Raw genomic sequence first — 23,032 nt, 5'->3', positions numbered from 1 at the left:
CTGCCCTTACAGGGCCGCCTTTCCAACCACCGGCAGTTCAATCGTGCTCTCCATGCCCGGCGCGTGATAGATGCGCTGGGTGGCCTTGCGGTAGTCGCCGGGCTTGGCGTAGAAGATGTTCGGCACGAAGGTCTGCGGGTTGCGGTCGTACAGCGGGAACCAGCTGGACTGGATCTGCACCATCACGCGGTGGCCGGGCAGGAATACGTGGTCGGCGTTCGGCAGCGCGAAGCGGTACTTCTCCACTTTGCCTGCCGGGATAGCTGCCGGCTTGTCGAAGCCCTGGCGGTAGCGGCCGCGGAAGATGTCCATCGAAATGCCCAGTTGGTAGCCTCCCATCTCCGGCTGCGTGGACACTTCGTCGGGATACACGTCGATCAGCTTGACCACCCAGTCGGCGTCGGTGCCGCTGGTCGAGGCGAACAGGTTGACCATCGGCTCGCCAGAGATTTGCAGCGGCGCCTTCAGCGGTTCGGTCACGTAGGTCAGCACGTCGGTGCGGTCGGAGAAGCCGCGCTGGTCGGCCACCAGCCATGGCTGCCACACCTTGCCTTCGGCCATGCGCACCGGGCGATGCACGAACGGCACCGGCTTGGCCGGGTCGGACACGTACTCGTCGAACTGCGCGCCGCCGGCGGGCTTGTCGAAGCCGAGGCGGGAGCCATCCTTCAGGTAGATCGGCGCGGCGGCCGGCGCCAGCGGCCACTGGTTCAGGCGCTGCCACTTGTTGGTGCCGGTCTGGTACGAGAACACCGGCGGCGTGTTCGCGGCCGGGGCGCCATCCTTCAGGTACTGGTTGAAGAAGGGCAGCATCACGTCGCGGCGGAATTCGGCCGCGGTGTCGCCGGTGAACTGCAGCGCGCCAAGGCTCGAGCCGTTGAAATTGACGCCGCTGTGACGCCACGGTCCCACCACCAGGTGGTTCATGTCGTTGCGCGTGTCCTTCGGCTCGGTCGCGGCGTAGGTCGCGTAGGCGCCGTAGATGTCTTCCTGGTCCCAGCGCCCCACCACGGTCATGGTCGGCACCTTCAACGGACGGGCGCCAAGGATGCGGTCGAGCGCCTGGCCCTGCCAGTAGCTGTCGTAGGCCGGGTGTTCGAAAATCTTCTTCGTGAAATTGAGCTGCTCGGCGCCGAACTGCTTCGCGTAGTCGGACACCGAGCCGGCGCGCAGCCACGCATCGTAGTCGTCGTACACGCCGGTCGACAGGCGCGCGCCTTCGCCGCGGGCGGCGGTCTGGCCGCCGATGTAATCGATGTTGGTGGTGCGGAAGGCGCCGTTATGGAACCAGTCGTCGCCGCGCCAGCCGTCCACCATCGGGCTCATTGGCACCGCGGCCTTGAGCGCTGGGTGCGGATCGGCCAGCGCCATCAGCACGGTGAAGCCTTCGTACGACGAGCCGACCATGCCGACCTTGCCGTTACTTTGCGGGACGTTCTTCACCAGCCAGTCGATCGTGTCGTAAGCGTCGGTCGCGTGGTCCACCGGGGTGTCGTTGAGCGGCCCGCGGATTGGGCGCGTCATCACGTAGTCGCCTTCCGAGCCATACTTGCCGCGCACGTCCTGGAACACGCGGATGTAGCCGTTGGCGATGAAGCCGTCGTCGCCCTCGGGCAGGATCGACGCCATGTGCGGGCTGATGTTGCGCTCGGCGCGCTTGGCCGCGTTGTAGGGAGTCCGGGTCAGCATCATCGGCGCATGGGCCGCGCCTTTCGGGATCACGATCACCGTGTGGAGCTTGACGCCGTCGCGCATCGGGATCATCACGACCTGCTTGACGTAGTCGGCGCCGGGGATCTGGGCGACGAACTTGGCGCTCGGGATGTCCGGCGCCATCGCCGGGGTCTGGGCGAGGGCGGGCAGCGCGGCGAGGATCAGGGACAGCGCGGACAGGTGAAGCGTGACTCGATGGGACATTCAATCTCCATGGGAAACAGTTGACTCATTGCATACTATCGGACGCCGTCGCGGCGTGCAATCGGTGTGGCTTGACTGGTGCTTCGGGCAGCGGCTGGAAAGAGCCGGCCTGCGCGACCGGCCAGTACAGGCCGAATACCGGCGGCAGCCGATGCAGCTGCGCCGGGTCGAGCAGTTCGCCGGGCGTCAGGTAGGGCAGCAGCGCGGAGGCAAGCTTGACCTGGTTGGGCGAGACGCGCCTCACGATGTGGTGCGGTTTCAGCTGCGATGGGTGGGTCAGGCCGGCCGCGGCAATCAACTCGGACAGCGCCTTCATCGTATTCTGGTGGAAGTGCGCGACACGCTGTGACTTGTCGGGCACGTCGAGCGCCTTCTGGCGCTGTGCATCCTGGGTGGCGACGCCGGTCGGGCAGCGGTCGGTGTGGCAGTTCTGCGACTGCACGCAGCCAAGCGCGAACATGAAGCCGCGCGCCGAGTTGCACCAGTCGGCGCCCAGCGCGATGGTGCGCGCGACGTCGAACGCGGTGACGATCTTGCCGGACGCGCCGATCTTGATGCGCTCGCGCAGGCCGGCGCCGACCAGGGTGTTATGCACCAGCAGCAGCGCTTCCTGCAAGGGCGTGCCGACGTGGTCGGAGAACTCCACCGGCGCCGCGCCGGTGCCGCCTTCGCCACCGTCGACGACGATGAAGTCGGGCGTGATGCCGGTTTCGAGCATCGCCTTGACGATGGCGAAAAACTCCCACGGGTGACCGATCGCCAGCTTGAAGCCGGTCGGCTTGCCGCTCGACAGAGTGCGCAGCCGCTCGACGAAATTGAGCAGGCCGACGGGCGTCGAAAACGCCGAGTGGCGGGCCGGCGACAGGCAGTCGCGCCCCGGCGGCACGCCGCGCGCGGCGGCGATCTCGATCGTCACCTTGGCGCCGGGCAGGATGCCGCCCTGGCCCGGCTTGGCGCCCTGCGACAGCTTCACCTCGATCATCTTCACTTGCGCGCTGGCCGCATTGGCGACGAAGCGCTCCTCCGAAAAACTGCCGTCATCGTTGCGGCAGCCGAAGTAGCCCGAGCCGATTTCCCACACCAGGTCGCCGCCGTGTTCGCGGTGGTACCGGCTGATGCTGCCCTCGCCGGTGTCGTGCATGAAGCCGCCCGCTTTGGCGCCGGCGTTCAGCGCCAGGATCGCGTTGGCCGACAGCGCCCCGAAGCTCATCGCCGAGATATTGAAGACGCTTGCCAGGTAGGGCTGGGCGCGCGGGCAGTCCGGATGGTTGCCGATCTCGATGCGAAAGTCGTGGCCGGCGTTGTCGGCGGGGCGGATCGAATGGTTGATCCACTCGTAGCCGGCCTGGTACAGGTCGAGCTGGGTGCCGAACGGACGCTTGTCGGTTTCCACCTTGGCGCGCTGGTAGACGATGCTGCGCTGGTTGCGCGAGAAAGGCTTGGCGTCGGTGTCATCCTCCAGGAAGTACTGGCGGATCTCGGGCCGGATCGATTCGAAGAAATAGCGGAAGTGCGCCATGATCGGATAGTTGCGGCGCAGCGCGTGGCGCGTCTGCAACAGGTCGGCCATGCCAACGAGCACCAGCGCGCCGCTCGGCACCGCGAGCCACCAGCCGTCCTCGCCCTTGAGGCCCATCCACAACGACAGCAGGAACACGAAGGCAGCGATCAGCAAAGCCATGTATCGGCCGGATGGAATCGACATTGCGCACACTCCTGAAATCAAGGCGGGTCGAGTGTACTCTGTTTCCACGCGGAAGCTACAGGCCGGGCGAAAACCCGTCAACAATGCTAAGCTGACGGCCATTTCCACGCGCGCGAAAGCACATGATGATCGTCGTCCACCACCTCAATAATTCGCGTTCCCAGCGCATCCTCTGGCTGCTCGAAGAACTGGGGCTGGACTACGAGATCAGGAAGTACCAGCGCGATCCGAAGACCATGCTGGCGCCGCCCGAACTGCGCGCGATCCACCCGCTCGGCAAGTCGCCGGTGATCACCGACGGCGATGTCACCGTGGCCGAATCGGGCGCGATCATCGAATACCTGCTTGAACGTTACGGCAACGGACGCTTCGTGCCCGCGGCCGGCACGCCGGACAAGCGCCGCTACACCTACTTCCTGCATTACGCGGAAGGCTCGGCGATGACGCCGCTGCTGCTCAAGCTCGTGTTCGACCGCGTCGAAACGAGCCCGATGCCGTTCTTCGCCAAACCGATCGCGCGCGGCATCGCGCAGAAGGTCAAGAGCTCGTATGTGATGCCGCAGATCGTCCAGCACCTCGACTACCTCGAAGGGGAGCTGGGCAAGTCGGCCTGGTTCGCCGGCGAGCAGTTCACCGCCGCCGACATCCAGCTCAGTTTCGTGCTGGAGGCAGCGGCCGCGCGCGGCGGCCTGGGCGCGCAGTATCCGAACCTGACGGCATGGCTCGCGCGCATCCACGCGCGGCCCGCCTACCAGCGCGCCCTGGAGCGGGGCGGCAAATACGATTATGCAAAATAACGCATAAATATGGGCAAGCTGCTAGCCATCGACGGACTCAATATCGTGCGGCGCGTGTACGAAGCGAGCCAGGAGCCCGACTCGCATGAAAAGGCGTCGATCGCGCTGCGCCACGCGCTGTCGTCGTTCCGCCGCCTGCTCGAAGCGCACGAGCCGACCCACGTGCTGGCGGCGTTCGACTTCGGCGGCACGACCTGGCGCCACGAGCTGTATCCGCGCTACCGCGAGCAGCGCGCGCCGATGCCGTCGTACCTGCGCGAGGCGCTGCCGGGCTTTCACGACAAGCTGCGCGACGCCGGCCTGCACGTGCTGATGCTGCCGGGCGTCGAGGCCGACGACGTGATCGGCACCGGCGTGCTGCGCTGGCTGTCCGAGGGCCGCGGCGAAGCCATCATCGCCACCACCGACAAGGACCTGCACGGCCTGATCGCCCACGGCGCGCTGGTGTGGGACCACTTCAAGGGCGAGTGGCACGACGACGCCTGGGTGCGCAACAAGTTCGGCGTGGCGCCGGAACTGCTGGTCGACCTGCTGGCGCTGATGGGCGACGTCACCGACGGCGTGCCGGGCGTATCAAAGGTCGGCATGAAGACGGCGGCCAAGCTGCTCAATGCCTACGGCGACCTCGATGCCGTGATTGCCGGCGCCGGCATCCTGAAGACTCCGATCGGCGAGAGGCTGCGTGCCGAGCGTGCGATACTCGACGTGTCGCGCCAGCTGGTGCGGCTCAAGACCGACGTGCAGCTGGGCGTGACGTGGAAGATGCTGGCGTACGAAACTTTCTAGGAAGGATGCGATGCTGAAGGCGGTAATCATCGACACGAACGCGATCTCGCGCGGCCTGTTGAATACGGTGCTGACCGAAGGCGGCTACGGCGTGGCCGGACAGGCGCACACGGCCAGCCTGGGGTTCGCGCTGGTGCAGAAATTCCGTCCGCACTTCGTCTGCATCGCGCGCGACCAGGTCGAGGATGGAGAGAACATCGTCGAACAGATTCGCGCCACCCTGCCGAAGACCATCATCTTCATGGTCGCCGGCGCGATCGATGCGCCGACCTTGCAAGCGTCGATGGCGCGCGGCGTGAACGGCTTCATCGTCAAGCCGTTCAAGGCCGATGCGGTGCTCAAGACCATCCGCAATACCGTGCTGGCGCTGGTGCGCAAGCAGCAGGGTTAGTGCGTCGGCGACAAAACCGGGGTCAGGTCCGGCGGACCTGACCCCATTTTTCATCGCGGCCGCGTGAGGATGACGACAGCCATGCCGCCGACGATCGCCGCGAAGGCGCCGGCCAGCTGCCAGGTGAGCGGTTCAGCCAGCAGCAGCACGCCGCCCAGCGCGGCGATGGCCGGCACGCTCAATTGCACGGTCGCCGCGGTTGCCGGCCGCAGTCCCTGCAGGGCGGCATACCAGATGGCGTAGCCGAGACCGGAGGTGACGGCGCCGGACGCCAGCGCGAGCATCACGCCCGCGCTGTCAACATGGGCGGACGATAGGAAGGGCAGGTACAGCAGCGCCGCGAGGACAGCGGCGCGCACGAAATTGCCGGCGGTGGCGCGGGTGGGATCGCCTGCTCCTTTGGCGCGCAGCGAATAGACTCCCCATGCGGCGCCGGCGGCGATCATCAGCGCCGCGCGCGCGGGCGACGGCGCCTCCAGGCCGGGCAGCAGCAAGTCGACCAGGCCCGCCATTGCGCACAGCATGCCGAGCATCTGCCATGGGCCGAGGCGGTCGCCGCGCCAGAGGCCAAAAGCGATCATGGTCGCCTGCACGGAGCCGAACAGCAGCAGGGCGCCGGTGGCGGTGGTCAGGCCGACGTAGGCAAACGAGAAGAATGCAGCGTAGGCGAACAGCGCCGCCGCCGAGATCCAGTTGCCGGCGGCGGTTGGACGCGCGCCGCGCAGCATGACGATCAGGGCCAGGACCACGGCGCCGGAGACCAGGCGGATTGCGATGAAGCTGGCCGGGTCGATGTGCGCCTGTTTCAGCGCGATGCGGCACAGGACAGAATTGCCGGCGAAGGCCAGCAGGGCGAGGAAGGTGAGGAGGGCGGTGCGCATGCCGCGAATGATACAGCGCAAAATGGGGTCAGGTCCGCGGGACCAGACCCCGATGCTGCCGACGCCGGGGTCTGGTCCCGCGGACCTGACCCCATCTTCATGCTACAGTCGCCGCATGAAAACTTACCTCGGAAGCTGCCATTGCGGCGCCGTGCGCTTCGAAGCCGACATCGACCTGAGCGCCGGAACGATCCGCTGCAACTGCTCGATCTGCAGCAAGATGCGATTCTGGCCGGCGATCGTCAATCCGGAAGCGTTCCGCCTGCTCGCGGGGGAGGAGCACATGACCTGGTACCGGTTCGGCACGGGCGCGAACGGACATCCGTTCTGCCGGCACTGCGGCGTGCATCCGTTCGGTACCGGAACTTCGCCGCGGTGGGGCGCGTTCTACGCCGTTAATGTAAGTTGTCTTGATGATGCCGTGGCTGAGGAACTGGCGAATGTGCCGATCACCTGGCTTGATGGGCGCAGCGACAACTGGAACGTGCCGCCGGCGGAGGTGTGGCATCTCTGAAAATGGGGTCAGGTCCGCGGGACCAGACCCCCTACGTGCTTACGCCGGCGTCGCGCCGTTGATGATGCCGCCGCCCAGGCACACGTCGCCGTCGTACAGCACGGCCGATTGCCCCGGCGTCACCGCCCATTGCGGATCGGTGAAGTTGAGCCGGAAGCGGTCGCCATCGATCGGCACCACGCCGCATTCGACGTCGGCCTGGCGGTAGCGCGTCTTGGCCGCCATGATGCGCGCCTCGGGTGCCACGCCGGCCACCCAGCTCGCCTGCGCCGCGTCGAGCGACGACGACAGCAGCCACGGATGGTCGTGTCCCTGCACGATGTACAGCGTGTTGGTCTCGATATCCTTGCGCGCGACGAACCATGGCTCGCTGGTGCCGTCGGCGTTGCGATGCGATTTCAGCCCGCCGATGCCGATGCCCTTGCGCTGGCCCAGCGTGTAGAACGACAGGCCGACGTGCTCGCCCACCGTCTTGCCGTCGTCGGTCTTCATCGGCCCCGGCTTGTACGACAGGTAGCGGTTCAGGAAGTCGCGGAACGGCCGCTCGCCGATGAAGCAGATGCCGGTCGAATCCTTCTTGGCCGCATTCGGCAGCGCCAGCTTCTCGGCCAGCTTGCGCACTTCGGTTTTCGGGATCTCGCCCAGCGGGAACAGGGTCTTGGACAACTGCGCCTGGTTCAGCCGGTGAAGGAAGTAGCTTTGGTCCTTGGTCGCGTCCACCGCTTTTAACAGCTCGAACTTGCCCGCATTCTCGCGCACCCGCGCATAGTGGCCGGTGGCGATGAGGTCGGCGCCCAGGTGCATCGCATGGTCAAGGAAGGCCTTGAACTTGATTTCGGCGTTGCACAGCACATCCGGATTGGGCGTGCGGCCGGCCTGGTACTCGCGCAGGAATTCGGCGAACACGCGGTCCTTGTACTCGGAGGCGAAGTTGACCGCCTCGATGTCCACCCCGACCACGTCGGCCACGCTGGCCGCGTCGATCCAATCCTGGCGCGACGAGCAGAACTCGGAGTCGTCGTCGTCTTCCCAGTTTTTCATGAACAGGCCGACCACGTCGTAGCCCTGTTCCTTCAGCATCCACGCCGCGACGGAGGAGTCGACACCGCCCGACATCCCGATCACGACTTTTTTCTTGCTCATGTTACGTCCGTCTTCATAGTAAGCCCGCCCTCGAACACCGAGAGGTGGGTGTGCAGCAAATCCAGTTCGGCGCGCTTGCCCGCCAGGTAGTCGTCCACGCAGCGCAGCACGATCGGGCTGCGGTGGCGCTCTTCGCAGGCGGCGATCTCGTCGCGCGTCATCCACATCGTGCGCAGGATGCCGTGGTCGAGCGGCTGGTCGTATTCCTTGCCGGCCGTGCCGCAGAAGGTGAAGCGTAAATACGTCACGTCCGTGCCGCGCCGCTTTGAGGTGTAGCGCGACATGTACATCCCCACCAGCGCGGTGGGCGTGAAATCGTGCGCGGTCTCCTCGAGCACCTCGCGCACCACCGCCTGCTCCAGCGATTCGTGCGGGTCGAGGTGGCCGGCCGGCTGGTTCAGCCGCACGCCTTCGCTCGTTTCCTCTTCGATCAGCAGGAAGCGGCCATCGCGCTCGATGACGGCGGCGACGGTGACGGACGGTTTCCAAGTATTGGGCATGGGCGCCTTTCGAAATGAGCCGACATTCTACCTTGGCCCCGTCCGCCTTGCGCGGCGCCCCCCGCCACGCACGCCGAAACACGACAATTTTTCATTGACCTGAGACAGGAATTTAACACTTTGTGAACCCGTGGATTCGAAGACGACACATTCGGCGGAATAACCGGGGTAAGGATGACGTTGCTGCAATTTACGTGGTAGATTCTAGACAGTTTATCAATCAGGAGGCATTCATGAGAATAGGCATACCGGCCGAAACACGGCCGGGGGAAACCCGCGTCGCTGCAACGCCAGAGACGGTGAAGAAGCTGGCCGCGAAGCACCAGGTCATTGTGCAGTCCGGGGCCGGCGTGATGGCCGCGGCGATCGACGAGGCCTACGTGGCGGCCGGCGCGACCATCGGCACGGCTGCCGACGCGTTCGGCGCCGACGTGGTGCTGAAGGTACGCGCCCCGGACGCCGGCGAGCGCGCGCTGATGAAGCCCGACGCGGTGCTGATCGGGATGCTCAATCCTTTCGATGCCGAGAACATCGCGGCGATGGCCGCGGCGAAGCTGCGCGCGTTCGCGCTCGAAGCCGTGCCGCGCATCACCCGCGCGCAGTCGATGGACGTGCTGTCCTCGCAGGCCAACATCGCCGGCTACAAGGCCGTGATGGTGGCGGCCAACACCTACCAGCGCTTCATGCCGATGCTGATGACCGCCGCCGGCACCGTCAATGCCGCGCGCGTGCTGATCATGGGCGTCGGCGTGGCCGGCCTGCAGGCGATCGCCACCGCCAAGCGCCTCGGCGCCGTGATCGAGGCGTCCGATGTGCGCCCGCCGGTGAAGGAGCAGGTCGAGTCGCTGGGCGCGAAGTTCATCGACGTGCCGTTCCTGACCGACGAGGAGAAGGAAATCGCCAAGGGCGAGGGCGGCTACGCCCGCGCCATGCCCCCCGACTGGATGGCGCGCCAGGCCGCGCTGGTGCACGAACGCGCCAAGCTGGCCGACATCGTCATCACCACGGCGCTGATCCCGGGCCGCCCGGCGCCGGTGCTGATCTCGGAAGAGACGGTCAAGGCGATGAAGCCCGGCTCGGTGATCGTCGACCTGGCCGTGTCGCAGGGCGGCAACTGCCCGCTGTCGGAGATGAACAAGACGGTCGTCAAGCACGGCGTGTATATCGTCGGCGAACCGGACCTGGCCACGCTGGTGGCGGCGGACGCCTCGGCGCTGTACGCGCGCAACGTGCTCGACTTCCTCAAGCTGATCATCGACAAGGACGAGCAGCTGGTGATCGACCGCGAGGACGAGATCCTGAAGGCGTCGCTGGTCTGCGCCGGCGGCGAAGTGCTGCGCAAATAATTCGAAATAAGGTTAGGGAGGCATCATGGAAATCAGTCATACCATCATCAATCTCATCATCTTCGTGCTGGCCATTTATGTCGGCTATCACGTGGTGTGGACCGTCACCCCCGCGCTGCATACGCCGCTGATGGCGGTGACGAACGCGATTTCGGCGATCATCATCGTCGGCGCGATGCTCGCCGCCGGCCTGACCGAAGGCATGGTCGGCCAGGTCGCAGGCACCGTCGCCGTCGCGCTGGCGGCGGTCAACGTGTTCGGCGGCTTCCTGGTCACCCAGCGCATGCTGGAGATGTTCAAGAAGAAGGAGCCGAAGGCCAAGCCGGCGGCAGCCATCGCGGGAGAACAGGCATGATGGAATACGTCAGCATGAATCTGGTCACGATGATGTACCTGATCGCCTCGGTGTGCTTCATCCAGGCGCTCAAGGGCTTGTCGTCACCGGGCACGGCGCGCACCGGCAATGCGTTCGGCATGACCGGCATGGCGATCGCCGCCATCACCACGGTCGCGCTGATCTTCAAGATGAAGGCGCAGATCGGCACCGGCGGCATGGGCTTCCCGCTGGTGATCGTCGGCCTCGTTGTGGGCGGCGCGATCGGCGCATTCGCGGCGAAAAAGGTCGAGATGACCAAGATGCCGGAACTGGTCGCGGCGATGCACTCGCTGATCGGCCTGGCCGCGGTGTGCATCGCGGTTGCCGCGGTGTCCGAGCCGTGGGCATTCAACATCGCCACGCGCGGCGCCGCGCTGCCGTTCGGTAACCGCCTCGAGCTGTTCATCGGTACGTTTGTGGGCGCCGTCACCTTCTCCGGATCGGTGATCGCATTCGGCAAGCTGGCCGGCAAGTACAAGTTCCGCCTGTTCCAGGGCGCGCCGGTCAGCTTCCCGGGCCAGCACATGATCAACCTCGGTGTGGCAATCGCCATCATCGCGCTCGGCCTGATGTTCTGCTTCGCCGATGGCGCGCAGCCGGCGTGGACGCCGTTCATGATCATGGCCGCGCTGTCGTTCGTGCTGGGCGTGCTGATCATCATCCCGATCGGCGGCGCCGACATGCCGGTGGTGGTGTCGATGCTGAACAGCTATTCGGGCTGGGCGGCGGCGGGCATCGGCTTCTCGCTGAATAACTCGATGCTGATCATCGCCGGCTCGCTGGTGGGTTCGTCGGGCGCGATCCTGTCGTACATCATGTGCAAGGCGATGAACCGCTCGTTCTTCAACGTGATCCTGGGCGGCTTCGGCGGCGCCCCGGCCGACGTTGCCGGCGGCGCGCAGGAACAGCGGCCGCACAAGGCCGGTTCGGCCGAAGACGCGGCCTTCATCATGGCCAATGCGGAAAGCGTGATCATCGTGCCGGGCTACGGCCTGGCGGTGGCGCGCGCCCAGCACGCGCTCAAGGAACTGGTCGAAAAGCTCAACCACAAGGGCGTGATCGTGAAGTACGCGATTCACCCGGTTGCCGGCCGCATGCCGGGCCACATGAACGTGCTGCTGGCCGAAGCTGAGGTGCCGTACGACCAGGTGTTCGAGATGGAGGACATCAACGGCGAATTCGGCCAGACCGACGTGGTGCTGGTGCTGGGCGCGAACGACGTGGTCAATCCGGCGGCCAAGGATCCGAAGTCGCCGATCGCCGGCATGCCGATCCTGGAGGCGTACAAGGCCAAGAGCATCATCGTCAACAAGCGCTCGATGGCCTCGGGCTACGCGGGCCTGGACAACGACCTGTTCTACCAGCCGAACACGATGATGGTGTTCGGCGACGCCAAGAAGGTGATCGAATCGATGGTCAAGGCGGTGGAGTAATGGAGGGGCGGGGTCTGGTCCTGCGGACCTGACCCCATCTTGTTCGATACGCTGCAGCATACCAAAATGGAGTCAGGTCCGCAGGACCAGACCCCCCGCTTCAAGCCGGGGGCTGCGCCGTTTCGATACGGTTGCGGCCCCTTTCTTTTGCCTGGTACAGCGCCGCGTCCGCGCTGGCCTCCGCCTCTTCCGGCGCGCCGCCCGGCGCCAGCGGCGCCAGCCCGATGCTGATCGTGACCTTGATGCATTCGCCCTCCGGCGTCGTCACGCTGCACGCCTCGACCGCTTCGCGCATGCGCTCGGCGACCTTGCGCGCCAGCTCGACCGAAGTGTCGGGGAACAGCATGCCGAATTCCTCGCCGCCGGTGCGGGCCACGAAGTCGGTGCCGCGCGCGGCCTGCTCGAGCGCCTTGCCCACTTCGATCAGCACCAGGTCCCCGACCGGGTGGCCCCAGGTGTCGTTGACGTGCTTGAACAGGTCGATGTCGGACACGCCCACCGCGATCGGCGCCTTGTTGCGCCGGCTTCGCGCCACCACCCGCGCCATTTCGGCGTCGTAGGCGCGCCGGTTCGGCAGCGTCGTCAGCTGGTCGGTCAGTGCTTGCTGCTCGAGTTGCGCCATCAGCGCCGCGGTGTGCGCTTCCTCGCGCCGGCGCGGGCGCATGTCGGCCAGGAAGGCGCCGAAGAAGCGCTCGCTCTCGTGGACGCCGAGGTCGATCGCCTTCAGTTCGATCGGGATCATCTCGCCGCTTTTGTGGCGGATAGAGAATTCGCGCACATGACCCAGCACGGTGGAGACGCCGCCGCGCGCGATGTAGCTGGCGACGTAGCCGCGGTGCTTGCCGGCCACATCGTCGGGCAGCAGAACGTCAAGCGGCTGGCCCAGCAGGTCATTGGCCGCATGGCCGCACAGCGCGTCCATCGCCGCGTTCTGGTAGCGGATGGTGCTATCCTGGTCGATCACGACGACCGCGTCGATCGATTCGTCGAGCACGCAGGCATACAGCTGGGCTGGAAGTGGCTGGGCCATGATGGTTTATTGTCGCACCGCTACGTCTTATTTGCTATCCTGCGCACTTCTGAATCGCGGACACACCATGAGAAAATCGCGCATGCTCCTCGCCGCCACGTTGCTGATGGCCGCAGGTGCTTATATTGTAGTCGCCGGCCAGTCCGAGTTGAAGAGGATCGCCGTGCCGCTGCCGGCCGCTGCGCCCGGCGCGCCGGGCGCGGCGCGGGTCGACAGCGCCCAGCTGCTCGGCGACGTGCGCACGCTGGCGTCGGCCGAATTTGGCGGGCGCCGCACCGGCACCGAGGGCAGCCGCAAGGCCCAGGCCTTCCTGCAGGCGCGCTTCGAGGCGCTGGGACTGCGCCCGTTCGGCGGCGCCTTCGCCGAACCGTTCGCGTTCACCCACAAGAGCATCAAGGGCCTGCTCACGCCCGGCAAGGCCTACAAGACCGAGTATCCGAAGTCGGTCAACTACATCGGCTTCATACCGGGCAGCGCCACGGACGCGCGCTACATCGTCGTCTCGGCGCACTACGACCACCTGGGCGAGAAGGCCGGCAAGCTGTATCCCGGCGCCGACGACAACGCGTCGGGCGTGGCGGCGATGCTGGCGATCGCAAAGTGGTTCAAGGCGCATCCGCCGCGGCATTCGATCGTGTTCGCCGCCTTCGATGGCGAGGAGCTGGGGCTGCAGGGCGCGCGCGCCTTCCTGGCCGCGCTGCCGTTCCCGAAGGCGCGGCTGGCGCTGAACCTCAACCTGGACATGGTCAGCCACAACGACAGCAACGAGATCTATGCGGCCGGCACCAGCTACACGCCGGCCCTGACGCCGCTGGTGGCGCAGGCCGCCGCTCGCAATACCGTCAAGGTAAAGCTCGGGCACGACCGTTCGCAGCTGGTGGCCGGCAGCGTCGAGGACTGGACCGGCAGCTCGGACCACGGGCCGTTCCACGACGCCGGGGTGCCGTTCCTGTATTTCGGGGTCGAGGATCACGACGATTATCACGCGCCGAGCGACACCTTCGAGCGCATCAACCAGAAGTTCTTCGTCGATGTGGCGAACCTGCTGGTGGACGTGGCGGAGACGGCGGACCGCAACCTCAGGTAGGCGCGGTCTGGTGCTGCGGAGCGACGGGGACGCCGAGTCCCCATGTTGAACTTAGCGGCGCCCGAACATCATCAGCTCGGCCAGCAGCATGCGCGCCGGCGCCACCGCGTCGAGCACGCCCAGCGACAGGCCAAGCAACGCCTGCGCCGGCCCGGTGTCGGCGAACACCCGCGCCATCGCGTCGGTCAGCGTGACCGTGGTCGCGCGGTCTGTCTCGCGCGCCGCGCCGAACCCGGCCAGCGCCGCGGGACTGGTTTCTCTTGCCAGCAAACGCGCCAGCACGGCCGCGTCGCGCAGGCCCAGGTTGAGTCCCTGTCCCGCCACCGGATGCAAGGTCTGCGCGGCATTGCCGATGGCGACCGTGCGACTGGTGGCGCGCGGCTCGGCATTGAGCCCGAGCGGGAAGGCGGCCCGGCTCGAGGCGCGCGTAAAGCGGCCCAGCCGGCTACCGAAGGCCTCGCCCAGGCGAGCAAGGAAGGCGTCGTCGTCGAGGCCCAGCACAGCCTGCGCGCGGTCCGGGCGCATGCACCACACCAGCGCGTACTGCAGGCCGTCGGCGCCGTCCTGCGGCAGCAACGCCAGCGGGCCTTCGTCGGTGAAGCGCTCGTAGGCGCGGTGCGCGATCGGCGTGCTGGCCGAAACCCGCGCGATCACCGCGCTCTGCTCATAGTCGCGCTGGCGCGCGCGCCGTTCCTGCTGGCCGAACACGCCTCCCTCGGCCTGCACCGCCAGCGAAGCGGCCAGGTCGCGCCCGTCGTCCAGGTGCAGCACGACGCGGTCATCGTCCTCGTCGATCGAACTGGCGCGCGCCGGGCGGATCGCCTCGATGCCGAAGCGCTCGCACGCCGCGGCCAGCGCCGCCACCAGCTCACCGTAACGCGTGACGTAGCCGAGCGCGGGCAGCTTGTGCTCGTCGCGGTCCATCATGCTGCGGCCGAAATGGCCGCGGCGCGAGACGTGGATCTGGTGGATCGGCGTGGACGGCAGCGGCCAGGCGCCAATTTCTTCCAGCAGCATGCGGCTGCCGTACGACAGCGCGATCGAGCGCGGATCGGTGATGGCGGCGGCCAGCGGTTTGGCGTCGATCAGCGCGATGCGCGCCGGCGCCACGCCGCGCTTGGCCAGCAGCGCGGCGAGCGCCATGCCGACCGGCCCGGCGCCGCAGATGGCGACATCGAACTGGTTCATCGCTGGCGCATCGCTTCTTCGATGTCGGCGACCGTGCGCGGCGCGCCCTCCGACAGGATTTCGTAGCCGCCCGGCGTGACCAGCACGTCGTCCTCGATGCGGATGCCGATGTGCCAGAACTGCTCGGGCACGCCGGCGGCGGGGCGCACGTAGATGCCCGGTTCGACCGTCAGCACCATGCCCGGCTGCAGGGCGCGCGACGGTTTGCCTTCCGCATGCACGTCGCGGTAGGCGCCGGCGTCGTGCACGTCGAGCCCCAGCCAGTGGCCGGTGCCGTGCATGTAGAACTGCTGGTGGGCGCGTTCGGCGATGGCGTTTTCGGCCGTTCCGTACACCGCCTTGTCGAGCAGGCCGGTGTCGAGCATGCCCTGCGCCAGCACCCTGGTCGCGCTGTCGTGGATGTCGCTGTAGGGCCGTCCGGGAACGACCGCCGCCAGCGCGGCCGACTGCGCCGCCAGCACCAGTTCGTACAGCAGCTTTTGCGGCGCGGAGAAGCGGCCATTGACCGGGTAAGTGCGCGTGATGTCGGCCGCGTAGCTGTCGAATTCGCAGCCGGCGTCGATCAGGATCAGGTCGCCGTCGCGGCTTTGCGCGTTGTTGGCGTTGTAGTGCAGCACGCAGGCGTTGGCGCCGGCCGCGACGATCGGCGTGTAGGCCGGATACTGCGCGCCGCTGCGGCGAAATTCGTGCAGCAGCTCCGCTTCGATCTCGTACTCGAACATGCCGGGACGCGACGCGCGCATCGCACGCAGGTGGGCGCGCGCCGAAATTTCGCCGGCGCGGCGCATGACCGCCTGCTCGCTGGCGTCCTTGAACAGGCGCATTTCGTCGAGCATGGCCAGCAGGTCGTGCGCGACGGCCGGCGCGGTGACGCCGGTGCGCGCCTGGCGCCGCACATTCTGCAGCCAGGTTTTCATCTGCAGGTCGAGCGCGGCGCTGTGGCCAAGCGCGTAGTACGCCGCCGGCGCATTGGCCAGCAGGCGCGTCATCTCGCCGTCCAGGTCTTCGATCGGGAAGGCGGCGTCGAAACCGAACGCCGCGCGCGCGCCGTCCGGGCCGTGGCGGAAGCCGTCCCAGATTTCGCGCTCGACGTTTTTCTGGCGGCAGAACAGGATCGCCTGCGCCGGCTTGTCCACGCTTGCGGCCACCAGCACCACCACGCTGTCCGGCTCCGTGAAGCCGGTCAGGTAGTAGAAGTAGCTGTCGTGGCGGTACGGATAATCGCTGTCGCCGTTGCGCGGCGCTTCCGGCGCGGTCGCGAGGATCGCCACCGCGCCCGGCAGCATGCGCTCCTGCAGGCGCGCGCGGCGCGCGGCGAACGGGCTCACGATGCGGCCCTTTGCGCCGGCGGCGCGTTCAGTTCCTCCAGCTGCTCGATGGTGCCCACGTTGACCCATTGGCCATCGTAGATTTCGCCGCCGACCTGCTTGAGGTCGATGAACTTGCGCATCAGCGGGCCGAAGCGGGCGTGCTCGCCCGGGGCGATCCCGGCGAACATCTCGGGCCGGTACACGCCGATGCCGGCAAAGTTCCATTTCGGCGAACCTTCGTTCGACAGCGAATACATGTTGATGGCGAAGTCGCCGTCCGGGTTATGCCAGGGGTTCGGGGTCAGGTACAGCCAGGCCACGTCGCGCTTGTCGGGCGGGTAGGGAATGCCCCACATGTCCTTGTCGTGCAGGACATCTTTCACCTGGGTGAAGTCGAAGTAGGGACAGTAGATATCGCCCGACACCGCCACGAAGGGCTCGTCGCCCAGCAGGTGCAGCGCGTTGGCGATGCCGCCCGCGGTCTCGAGCGCGGTTTCCTCGCGCGAGTAGACGATCTTCGCGCCGTACTTGCTGCCGTCGCCCAGCTCTTCCTCGATCATGTGGCCGAGATGGGCGTGGTTGATGACGATCTCGGTGATCCCGGCGCGCACCAGGTTGAGCACCTGCCAGGTGATCAGGGGCCGCCCGCGCACCTTCAGCAGCGGCTTCGGGCAGGCGTCGGTCAGCGGACGCATGCGCTCGCCGCGCCCGGCGGCAAAAATCATGGCTTTCATGGGAGTCCGATCAGAAGGTGTAGCCAACCTGCGGCGCCTTTTCCTCGAGCTCGTCGAGCAGGCGCACCAGCGGTTTCAGGGCGGTGTAGCGGTTGGCGGTCTTGCGCACGTAATCCATCACGGTCGGCAGGTCGCCCATGTAGATCGCCTTGCCGTCGCGGTAGTTCAGGCGGCAGAAGATGCCGAGGATTTTCAGGTGGCGCTGCAGGGCCATGAATTCGAAGTCGCGGTAGAACGCGTCGATGTCCGGATTGACCGGCAGGCCGACCTGCTTGGCGCGCTGCCAGTAGCGCACCACCCAGTCCAGCACGATCTCTTCGTCCCACTGGATGTAGGCGTCGCGCAGCAGCGAGCCGAGGTCGTAGGTGACCGGCCCGTACACGGCGTCCTGGAAATCGAGCACGCCCGGGTTGTTCTGGTCCATGAACATCAGGTTGCGCGAGTGGTAGTCGCGGTGCATGAACACCTGCTGCTGCGCCAGCACGTTGGAGGCGATCGCCTCGAACACGGCGTCGAGCTGGGCCTGCTGCGCGGCCGACAGCGTCACGCCCAGGTGTTTGCCGACGAACCATTCGGGGAACAGGTTCATTTCGCGCATCACGAAGGCGCGGTCGAAGTCCGGCAGCACGCCAGGCTGGCTGGTGAGCTGGAACTTGATCAGCGCGTCAACCGCGTCGGAGTACATGAAGGCGGCGTTGTCGGAATCGAGGCGCGCCAGGTAAGTGGTGGTGCCCAGGTCCGACAGCAGCAGGAAGCCGTTCGGCACGTCGCGCGCGACGATCGCCGGCACGTTGACGCCGGCCTCCAGCAGCAGGCCGGCCACGTGGATGAAGGCCGGGACGTTCTCGCGCTCGGGCGGAGCGTCCATCGCGATCAGGGTCGCGCCCAGCTTGTCCTGCAGCTCGGGCAGCACGTCGAGCCGGAAGTAGCGCCGGAAGCTGGCGTCGGACGAAGCCGGGCGGCGGCTGTCGACCCGGACCAGTCCGAGCGTGTCGAGCCAGCTGTTCAGTTGAACCAGGCGGGCGTCGGGCGAGGTCGTTGCGGTGGTAGGTGATGACAATAAAGACATGAAGCGACCTGTAGAATCCGGAGGAATGTGGCAATTCCCATATAATAAGGGATTAGCCCCAAAAAATCGCCCTTCAATGGTGTTTGCACCCATCACATGAGCTGGTTATCAGCCCCACAACCCTCGCAACGCTGGGTGCTCGTCCTCAGTGCGCTCGTCACCGTCACGGCGGGGCCGCTGCATGCGCAAACGGTCGCCAAGCGTCCGCACGTGGACGACCCGAACGCGCCGACCGTGGTGCGGGCGGAGGAAATCACCGGCAGCCCTGACCGCGAAGTGAACCTGGTGCGCGACGCGGAGCTGGTCAAGGGCCAGACCCGCCTGACCGCCGATACCGCCTGCTACAAGGTGGTCGAGGACCAGGTCACGGCGCAGGGCCACGTGCAGATGTGGCGCTTCGGCGACCGCTACAAGGGCGACGCGCTGCAGCTGGCGCTCGATTCCGGCCGCGGCTGGGTGCTGCATCCGGAATACCGGCTGGAGTTGAACAACGCGCAGGGCAAAGCCAACCGCATCGACTTCATCAACGAGGACGAGGCGGTGGTGGCCGACGGCACCTACAGCACCTGCGAGGGGCCCAATCCCGACTGGTACCTGAAGGCCGACACGCTGAACCTCGACAGCGGGCGCGACGTCGGCACGGCCGGCAAGACCATCGTGTACTTCAAGGGCGTGCCGATCATCGGCACCCCGGCGATGTCGTTCTCGCTGTCCGGCTCGCGCCGCTCCGGCTGGCTGCCGCCGTCGATCGGCTTCGGCTCGAAGGGCTCGGGCGAAGTGATGGTGCCGTACTATTTCAACATCGCGCCGAACCGCGACCTGACCCTGTATCCGCGCCTGATCCTGCGCCGCGGCCTGCAGATGGGCGCGACCGCGCGCTACATCGGCGAGACCGACGCCGGCCCTTACAACGGCGAGACCCATGCCGAACTGCTGGTGCACGACCGCGTCACCAATACCGACCGCTGGCTGGTCAACTCGCAGCACTCGCAGGCGATCGCGCCGGGCCTGTCGTACGGCTGGTACATCCACGCGGCGTCGGACGACAAGTACCCGAGCGATTTTTCGAAATCGATCGCCAACAGCGCCGAGCGCCAGCTGCTGCGCGAACTGCGCACCGACTACCAGCGGCCCTACTGGAGCCTGACCGCGCGCGTGCAGAACTACCAGGTGCTGCAGGACCCGGCGGCGGCGACCAATCCTAGCCTGGCGGTGCCGCGCCCGTACGACCGCCTCCCGCAGATTAACTTCCACACGGGCCGCTACGACGTCGCCGGCTTCGACTGGGCGATCGACGCGGAGATGACGCGCTTCTCGCACCCGACCCAGGTGAACGGCAACCGCGCGGTGCTGGTGCCGCAGGTGTCGTATCCCTTCGTGCGACCCGGCTATTTCATCACGCCGAAGGTGATGTTCAACGCCGCCAAGTACGACCTCGATGGCGCCAGCTTCAACCCGGGCGCGGCCGGCACTTCGCTGACGCGCGCGCTGCCCACCTTCTCGCTCGACAGCGGCATGGTGTTCGAGCGCGACAGCAAGCTGTTCGGCCGCGCCGTCACGCAGACGCTCGAGCCGCGCCTGTTCTACGTGCGCACCCCGTACAAGGACCAGAGCCAGTTCCCCAATTTCGACAGCGCCGAAGCGGGCTTCAACTTCGCCCAGATCTTCACCGAGAACCGCTTCATCGGCTCGGACCGGGTCGCCGACGCCAACCAGGTCACCGCGGCGCTGGTGTCGCGCTACATCGAAAGCAGCGGCGCCGAGCGCCTGCGCCTGGCGCTGGGGCAGCGCTTCTACTTCAGCGACCAGCGCGTGCAGCTCGATCCGAACGCGAAGCTGAACCAGAGCCGCTCCGACGTGCTGCTGGCCGCCGCCGGCCGCATCGCCGACGATTGGAGCTTCGACAGCGCGATACAATACAATGCGAGCGCGCGCAGCGTGTTCAGTTCGAACTACGGCGTGCAGTGGCAGCCGGGCCAGAAGAAAGTGGTCAATGCCGAATACCGCTACGTGCGCGACAGCTTCAAGAACATCGACCTGTCGAGCCAGTGGCCCTTGTCGGCGCGCTGGTACGGCGTGGGCCGGGTCAGCTACGAGCTGCGCGACCGCAAGGTGCTCGAGAGCCTGGTGGGGCTCGAGTACAAGGCCGATTGCTGGGTGTTCCGGATGGGCGCGCAGCGTTTCGTGACGGCGGCCCAGACCACTTCGACGCCGATCTTTTTCCAGCTCGAGCTGAACGGCCTGTCGAAACTCGGACTTGGCAATCCGCTGGAGTCGTTTTACAAGAGCATCCCCGGCTATGCCCGGCTCAATCCTGAGACCGGCCGCTAGGCGCGCCGATGTCGGTTTTTTTTCATTCACCTGAATATGAGTGCCACTTTCGATTATGCGTAATATCCGTTTGCACCAACTGAACATCGCCGCAGTCCTGCTGTGCACTCTGGCCGCCGGCCACGCGGGCGCGCAAACCCCTGCGGCCAAGCCCGCCGCCGTCAAGCCATCGACCGGTTTCCTGCCGCCGGCGTCCAGTTCGGCCCATGTGATCGATTCGATCGCCGTGGTGGTCAACGACGACGTCATCACGAACAATGAGATCGCCGCGCGCCTGCGCAGCATCGAAGCGCGCATGAAGGCGTCGAATGCGCCCTTGCCCGAAGCGGCCGACCTGCGCCGCCAGGTGGTCGAGGCGATGATCGTCGAACGCGCGCAGCAGCAGCTGGCCAAGGAAATGGGCGTGAAGGTCAGCGACCAGGAACTCGACCGCGCGATCGGCCGCATCGCCGAAAGCCAGAAAATGAGCCTGCAGGACATGCGCAACCAGATGGAAAAGGAAGGCATGCCCTACGCCACCTTCCGCGAGGAGATCCGCAACGAGATCATGATGCAGCGCCTGCGCGAGCACGAGGTCGACAACAAGATCCAGATCTCCGACGCCGAGGTGGACACCTACCTGGCGGCCGAAAAAGCCGCCGCGGCCGAGCAGGTCGAGGTCAACGTGTCGCAGATCCTGGTGAGCATTCCGCAGAACGCGACGCCCGAGCAGATCGCCGCCCGCAAGGCGCGCGCCGACGAAGTGGCGCGCCAGCTGCGCACCGGCGCCGATTTCGCCAAGATCGCCGCCACCTATTCGGACGCGCCGGACGCGCTCAAGGGCGGCGAAGTGGGCTGGCGCGACGCCAACCGCCTGCCGCCGCTGTTCTCGGGCGAACTGCTCAAGCTGTCGCCGGGCCAGGTCACCCCCGTCATCCGCAGCAATACCGGTTTCCACCTGCTCAAGCTGGTGGGCAAGCGCAACGCCGCCGCGGCCCAGCAGGCCAGCGCCGTCCAGCAGCAGAGCCATGTGCGCCACATCCTGCTCAAGGTCACCCCGACCATGACGGCGGTGGAAGCGAAGCGCAAGCTGACCGAACTGAAAGAGCGCCTCGACAACAAGGCCGCCAAGTTCGAAGACCTGGCGCGCCTGTTCTCGAACGACGCCTCGGCCTCCAAGGGCGGCGACCTGGGCTGGATGGCGCCGGGCGACTCGGTGCCGGAATTCGAAGCGGTGGTGAACGCGCTCAAGCCGGGTGAAATCGGCGGCCCGGTCGAGACGCCGTTCGGCGTGCACCTGGTCGAAGTGCTCGAGCGCAAGAGCGACGACCAGTCGCAAGAGAAAGAGCGCAACATGGCGCGCAACGTGATCCGCGAGCGCAAGATGCAGGAGGCGACCGAAGACTGGGCGCGCCAGGTGCGCGACCGCGCTTACGTCGAGTTCCGCGAGGAAAAGTAAAGGCATGACCGGCACCCGTCCCGCGATCGCCATCACCACCGGCGAGCCTGCCGGGATCGGCCCGGAAATCTCCCTGCGCGCGGCGTGGGCGATGCGGCGCGAGGTCAACTGCGTGCTGATCGGCGACGCCGCCTTTCTCGCCATGATCGCCGCCGACATCGACCCGGCGATCCGCATCGCCGCCTTGTCCACGCAGGCGCTGCGCAACGGCCGCCTGCCGCACTTCGGCCCCGAGCGCCTGACCGTGATCGACGTGCCGCTGGCGGCCCACGTCACCCCGGGCGTGCTGGACGCCGCCAATGGCCGCTACGTGCTGGCCACGCTCGACCTGGCGGTCGAAGGCATACAAGCCGGCTGGTTCGCCGCGATGGTCACCGCGCCGCTGCAAAAGAGCACCATCAACGACGCCGGCGTGGCGTTTTCCGGCCATACCGAATACCTGGCCGAGAAGACCGGCACGCCGCTGGTGGTGATGATGCTGGCCGGCGCCACCGCGGCCGGCGGCGCGCCGCTGCGGGTGGCGCTGGCCACCACCCACCTGCCGCTGCGCGCGGTGCCCGACGCCATCACCCAGGAGAGTCTTGCGCGCGTGCTCGACATCATCGACGCCGACCTGAAGCGCAAGTTCGGCATCGCGGCGCCGCGCATCCTGGTGGCCGGCCTGAACCCGCACGCGGGGGAGAACGGCTATCTGGGACGCGAAGAAATCGACAGCATCATCCCGGCCCTGGAAGCGGCACGTGCGCGCGGCATCGATGCGCGCGGCCCTTATCCGGCCGACACGCTGTTCCAGCCAAAATACCTGCAGGACGCCGACTGCGTGCTGGCGATGTACCACGACCAGGGTCTGCCCGTCCTCAAGCACGCCACCTTCGGGCGCGGCGTCAATATCACGCTCGGGCTGCCGCTGATCCGCACCTCGGTCGACCACGGCACCGCGCTCGACCTGGCCGCGCTTGGCCTCGGCCACGCCGACTGCGCCAGCATGGAAGAGGCGATCCGCAGCGCGCTGCAGATGGCCGCCGCCCAGCGCCGCGCCCCTTAAATCAAGAAAAG

General features: G+C 66.8%; 21 protein-coding genes. 11 read left to right on the top strand and 10 right to left on the bottom strand.

Annotated features, from left to right (window positions below):
- Nucleotides 1-6: 6 nt before the first annotated feature.
- Together Q4S45_RS18540 and Q4S45_RS18535 are read right to left on the bottom strand one after the other, a co-directional pair.
- Nucleotides 7-1,917: a CocE/NonD family hydrolase gene (locus Q4S45_RS18540; protein ID WP_305506832.1), complete on the bottom strand. Its 1,911-nt coding sequence runs from the start codon at nucleotides 1,915-1,917 to the stop codon at nucleotides 7-9.
- A 25-nt stretch (nucleotides 1,918-1,942) separates the two neighbouring features.
- A complete protein-coding gene (locus Q4S45_RS18535; RefSeq protein ID WP_305506830.1) occupies nucleotides 1,943-3,622 on the bottom strand; it encodes an FMN-binding glutamate synthase family protein in 1,680 nt (559 codons plus the stop codon).
- Between the two features lie 125 nt (nucleotides 3,623-3,747).
- Between Q4S45_RS18535 and Q4S45_RS18530 the strand changes: the two genes are divergently transcribed.
- The 3 genes from Q4S45_RS18530 to Q4S45_RS18520 are packed head-to-tail and all read left to right on the top strand — an operon-like array spanning nucleotide 3,748 to nucleotide 5,596.
- Nucleotides 3,748-4,419: a glutathione S-transferase family protein gene (locus Q4S45_RS18530; RefSeq protein ID WP_305512153.1), complete on the top strand. Its 672-nt coding sequence runs from the start codon at nucleotides 3,748-3,750 to the stop codon at nucleotides 4,417-4,419.
- Between the two features lie 9 nt (nucleotides 4,420-4,428).
- Nucleotides 4,429-5,205, top strand: coding sequence for a 5'-3' exonuclease H3TH domain-containing protein (locus tag Q4S45_RS18525; RefSeq protein ID WP_305506828.1), 777 nt, complete (start codon nucleotides 4,429-4,431; stop codon nucleotides 5,203-5,205).
- A gap of 10 nt (nucleotides 5,206-5,215) precedes the next feature.
- Nucleotides 5,216-5,596, top strand: coding sequence for a response regulator (locus tag Q4S45_RS18520; RefSeq protein WP_305506826.1), 381 nt, complete (start codon nucleotides 5,216-5,218; stop codon nucleotides 5,594-5,596).
- Nucleotides 5,597-5,646: 50 nt separating this feature from the next.
- Here Q4S45_RS18520 and Q4S45_RS18515 read toward each other — a convergent pair whose 3' ends face one another.
- On the bottom strand, nucleotides 5,647-6,477 hold the full coding sequence (locus Q4S45_RS18515) for a DMT family transporter (protein WP_305506825.1): 831 nt from the start codon (nucleotides 6,475-6,477) through the stop codon (nucleotides 5,647-5,649).
- Nucleotides 6,478-6,592: 115 nt separating this feature from the next.
- Here Q4S45_RS18515 and Q4S45_RS18510 point away from each other — a divergent pair, with 115 nt between their 5' ends.
- Nucleotides 6,593-6,991 (top strand): GFA family protein, encoded by a 399-nt coding sequence (locus Q4S45_RS18510; RefSeq protein WP_305506823.1) that lies wholly within the window; start codon nucleotides 6,593-6,595, stop codon nucleotides 6,989-6,991.
- A 39-nt stretch (nucleotides 6,992-7,030) separates the two neighbouring features.
- Here Q4S45_RS18510 and mnmA read toward each other — a convergent pair whose 3' ends face one another.
- Nucleotides 7,031-8,134 (bottom strand): tRNA 2-thiouridine(34) synthase MnmA, encoded by a 1,104-nt coding sequence (gene mnmA / locus Q4S45_RS18505; protein WP_305506821.1) that lies wholly within the window; start codon nucleotides 8,132-8,134, stop codon nucleotides 7,031-7,033.
- A complete protein-coding gene (locus Q4S45_RS18500; RefSeq protein WP_305506819.1) occupies nucleotides 8,131-8,634 on the bottom strand; it encodes an NUDIX hydrolase in 504 nt (167 codons plus the stop codon). Before Q4S45_RS18500 ends, mnmA begins: the two co-directional genes overlap by 4 nt.
- A gap of 233 nt (nucleotides 8,635-8,867) precedes the next feature.
- Between Q4S45_RS18500 and Q4S45_RS18495 the strand changes: the two genes are divergently transcribed.
- From Q4S45_RS18495 to Q4S45_RS18485, 3 genes are read left to right on the top strand one after another with little or no spacing between them, the layout of a single operon-like run.
- On the top strand, nucleotides 8,868-9,980 hold the full coding sequence (locus tag Q4S45_RS18495; protein WP_305506817.1) for a Re/Si-specific NAD(P)(+) transhydrogenase subunit alpha: 1,113 nt from the start codon (nucleotides 8,868-8,870) through the stop codon (nucleotides 9,978-9,980).
- A 25-nt stretch (nucleotides 9,981-10,005) separates the two neighbouring features.
- Nucleotides 10,006-10,335: a proton-translocating transhydrogenase family protein gene (locus Q4S45_RS18490; protein ID WP_305506815.1), complete on the top strand. Its 330-nt coding sequence runs from the start codon at nucleotides 10,006-10,008 to the stop codon at nucleotides 10,333-10,335.
- Nucleotides 10,335-11,789 (top strand): NAD(P)(+) transhydrogenase (Re/Si-specific) subunit beta, encoded by a 1,455-nt coding sequence (locus Q4S45_RS18485; protein ID WP_305512152.1) that lies wholly within the window; start codon nucleotides 10,335-10,337, stop codon nucleotides 11,787-11,789. The genes Q4S45_RS18490 and Q4S45_RS18485 overlap by 1 nt, the downstream gene beginning before the upstream one ends.
- Before the next feature lie 100 nt (nucleotides 11,790-11,889).
- Here the strand turns inward: Q4S45_RS18485 and Q4S45_RS18480 are convergent, their stop codons facing one another.
- Entirely contained in the window at nucleotides 11,890-12,819 is a 930-nt protein-coding gene (locus tag Q4S45_RS18480) for a sensor domain-containing diguanylate cyclase (protein ID WP_305506813.1), read from the bottom strand.
- Nucleotides 12,820-12,886: 67 nt separating this feature from the next.
- On the opposite strand from Q4S45_RS18480, the gene Q4S45_RS18475 reads away from it, so the two are divergent.
- Nucleotides 12,887-13,906 (top strand): M20/M25/M40 family metallo-hydrolase, encoded by a 1,020-nt coding sequence (locus Q4S45_RS18475; RefSeq protein ID WP_305506811.1) that lies wholly within the window; start codon nucleotides 12,887-12,889, stop codon nucleotides 13,904-13,906.
- Between the two features lie 51 nt (nucleotides 13,907-13,957).
- On the opposite strand, the gene Q4S45_RS18470 is transcribed toward Q4S45_RS18475, so the two are convergent.
- The 4 genes from Q4S45_RS18470 to Q4S45_RS18455 are packed head-to-tail and all read right to left on the bottom strand — an operon-like array spanning nucleotide 13,958 to nucleotide 18,207.
- Nucleotides 13,958-15,094, bottom strand: coding sequence for a UbiH/UbiF/VisC/COQ6 family ubiquinone biosynthesis hydroxylase (locus Q4S45_RS18470; RefSeq protein WP_305506809.1), 1,137 nt, complete (start codon nucleotides 15,092-15,094; stop codon nucleotides 13,958-13,960).
- Nucleotides 15,091-16,422 (bottom strand): Xaa-Pro aminopeptidase, encoded by a 1,332-nt coding sequence (pepP, locus tag Q4S45_RS18465; protein WP_305506807.1) that lies wholly within the window; start codon nucleotides 16,420-16,422, stop codon nucleotides 15,091-15,093. Before pepP ends, Q4S45_RS18470 begins: the two co-directional genes overlap by 4 nt.
- Nucleotides 16,419-17,138, bottom strand: coding sequence for an N-acetylmuramate alpha-1-phosphate uridylyltransferase MurU (gene murU / locus Q4S45_RS18460; RefSeq protein ID WP_305506806.1), 720 nt, complete (start codon nucleotides 17,136-17,138; stop codon nucleotides 16,419-16,421). Before murU ends, pepP begins: the two co-directional genes overlap by 4 nt.
- Nucleotides 17,139-17,148: 10 nt before the next feature.
- On the bottom strand, nucleotides 17,149-18,207 hold the full coding sequence (locus tag Q4S45_RS18455; protein WP_305506805.1) for an aminoglycoside phosphotransferase family protein: 1,059 nt from the start codon (nucleotides 18,205-18,207) through the stop codon (nucleotides 17,149-17,151).
- 96 nt (nucleotides 18,208-18,303) lie between these two features.
- Between Q4S45_RS18455 and Q4S45_RS18450 the strand changes: the two genes are divergently transcribed.
- From Q4S45_RS18450 to pdxA, 3 genes are read left to right on the top strand one after another with little or no spacing between them, the layout of a single operon-like run.
- A complete protein-coding gene (locus Q4S45_RS18450; RefSeq protein ID WP_305506804.1) occupies nucleotides 18,304-20,538 on the top strand; it encodes an LPS-assembly protein LptD in 2,235 nt (744 codons plus the stop codon).
- Between the two features lie 55 nt (nucleotides 20,539-20,593).
- Complete coding sequence (locus Q4S45_RS18445; RefSeq protein WP_305506802.1) at nucleotides 20,594-21,976, top strand: peptidylprolyl isomerase; 1,383 nt, start codon at nucleotides 20,594-20,596, stop codon at nucleotides 21,974-21,976.
- A gap of 4 nt (nucleotides 21,977-21,980) precedes the next feature.
- Complete coding sequence (gene pdxA / locus Q4S45_RS18440) at nucleotides 21,981-23,021, top strand: 4-hydroxythreonine-4-phosphate dehydrogenase PdxA (protein ID WP_305506800.1); 1,041 nt, start codon at nucleotides 21,981-21,983, stop codon at nucleotides 23,019-23,021.
- The last annotated feature ends 11 nt before the right edge of the window (nucleotides 23,022-23,032 follow it).

Origin of the sequence: Massilia sp. R2A-15 (assembly GCF_030704305.1) — a bacterium.
GTDB lineage: Bacteria > Pseudomonadota > Gammaproteobacteria > Burkholderiales > Burkholderiaceae_D > JAFCUW01.
Note: the sequence above shows the minus strand (reverse complement) of the source record. Positions and strands in the feature narration are given on the sequence as shown.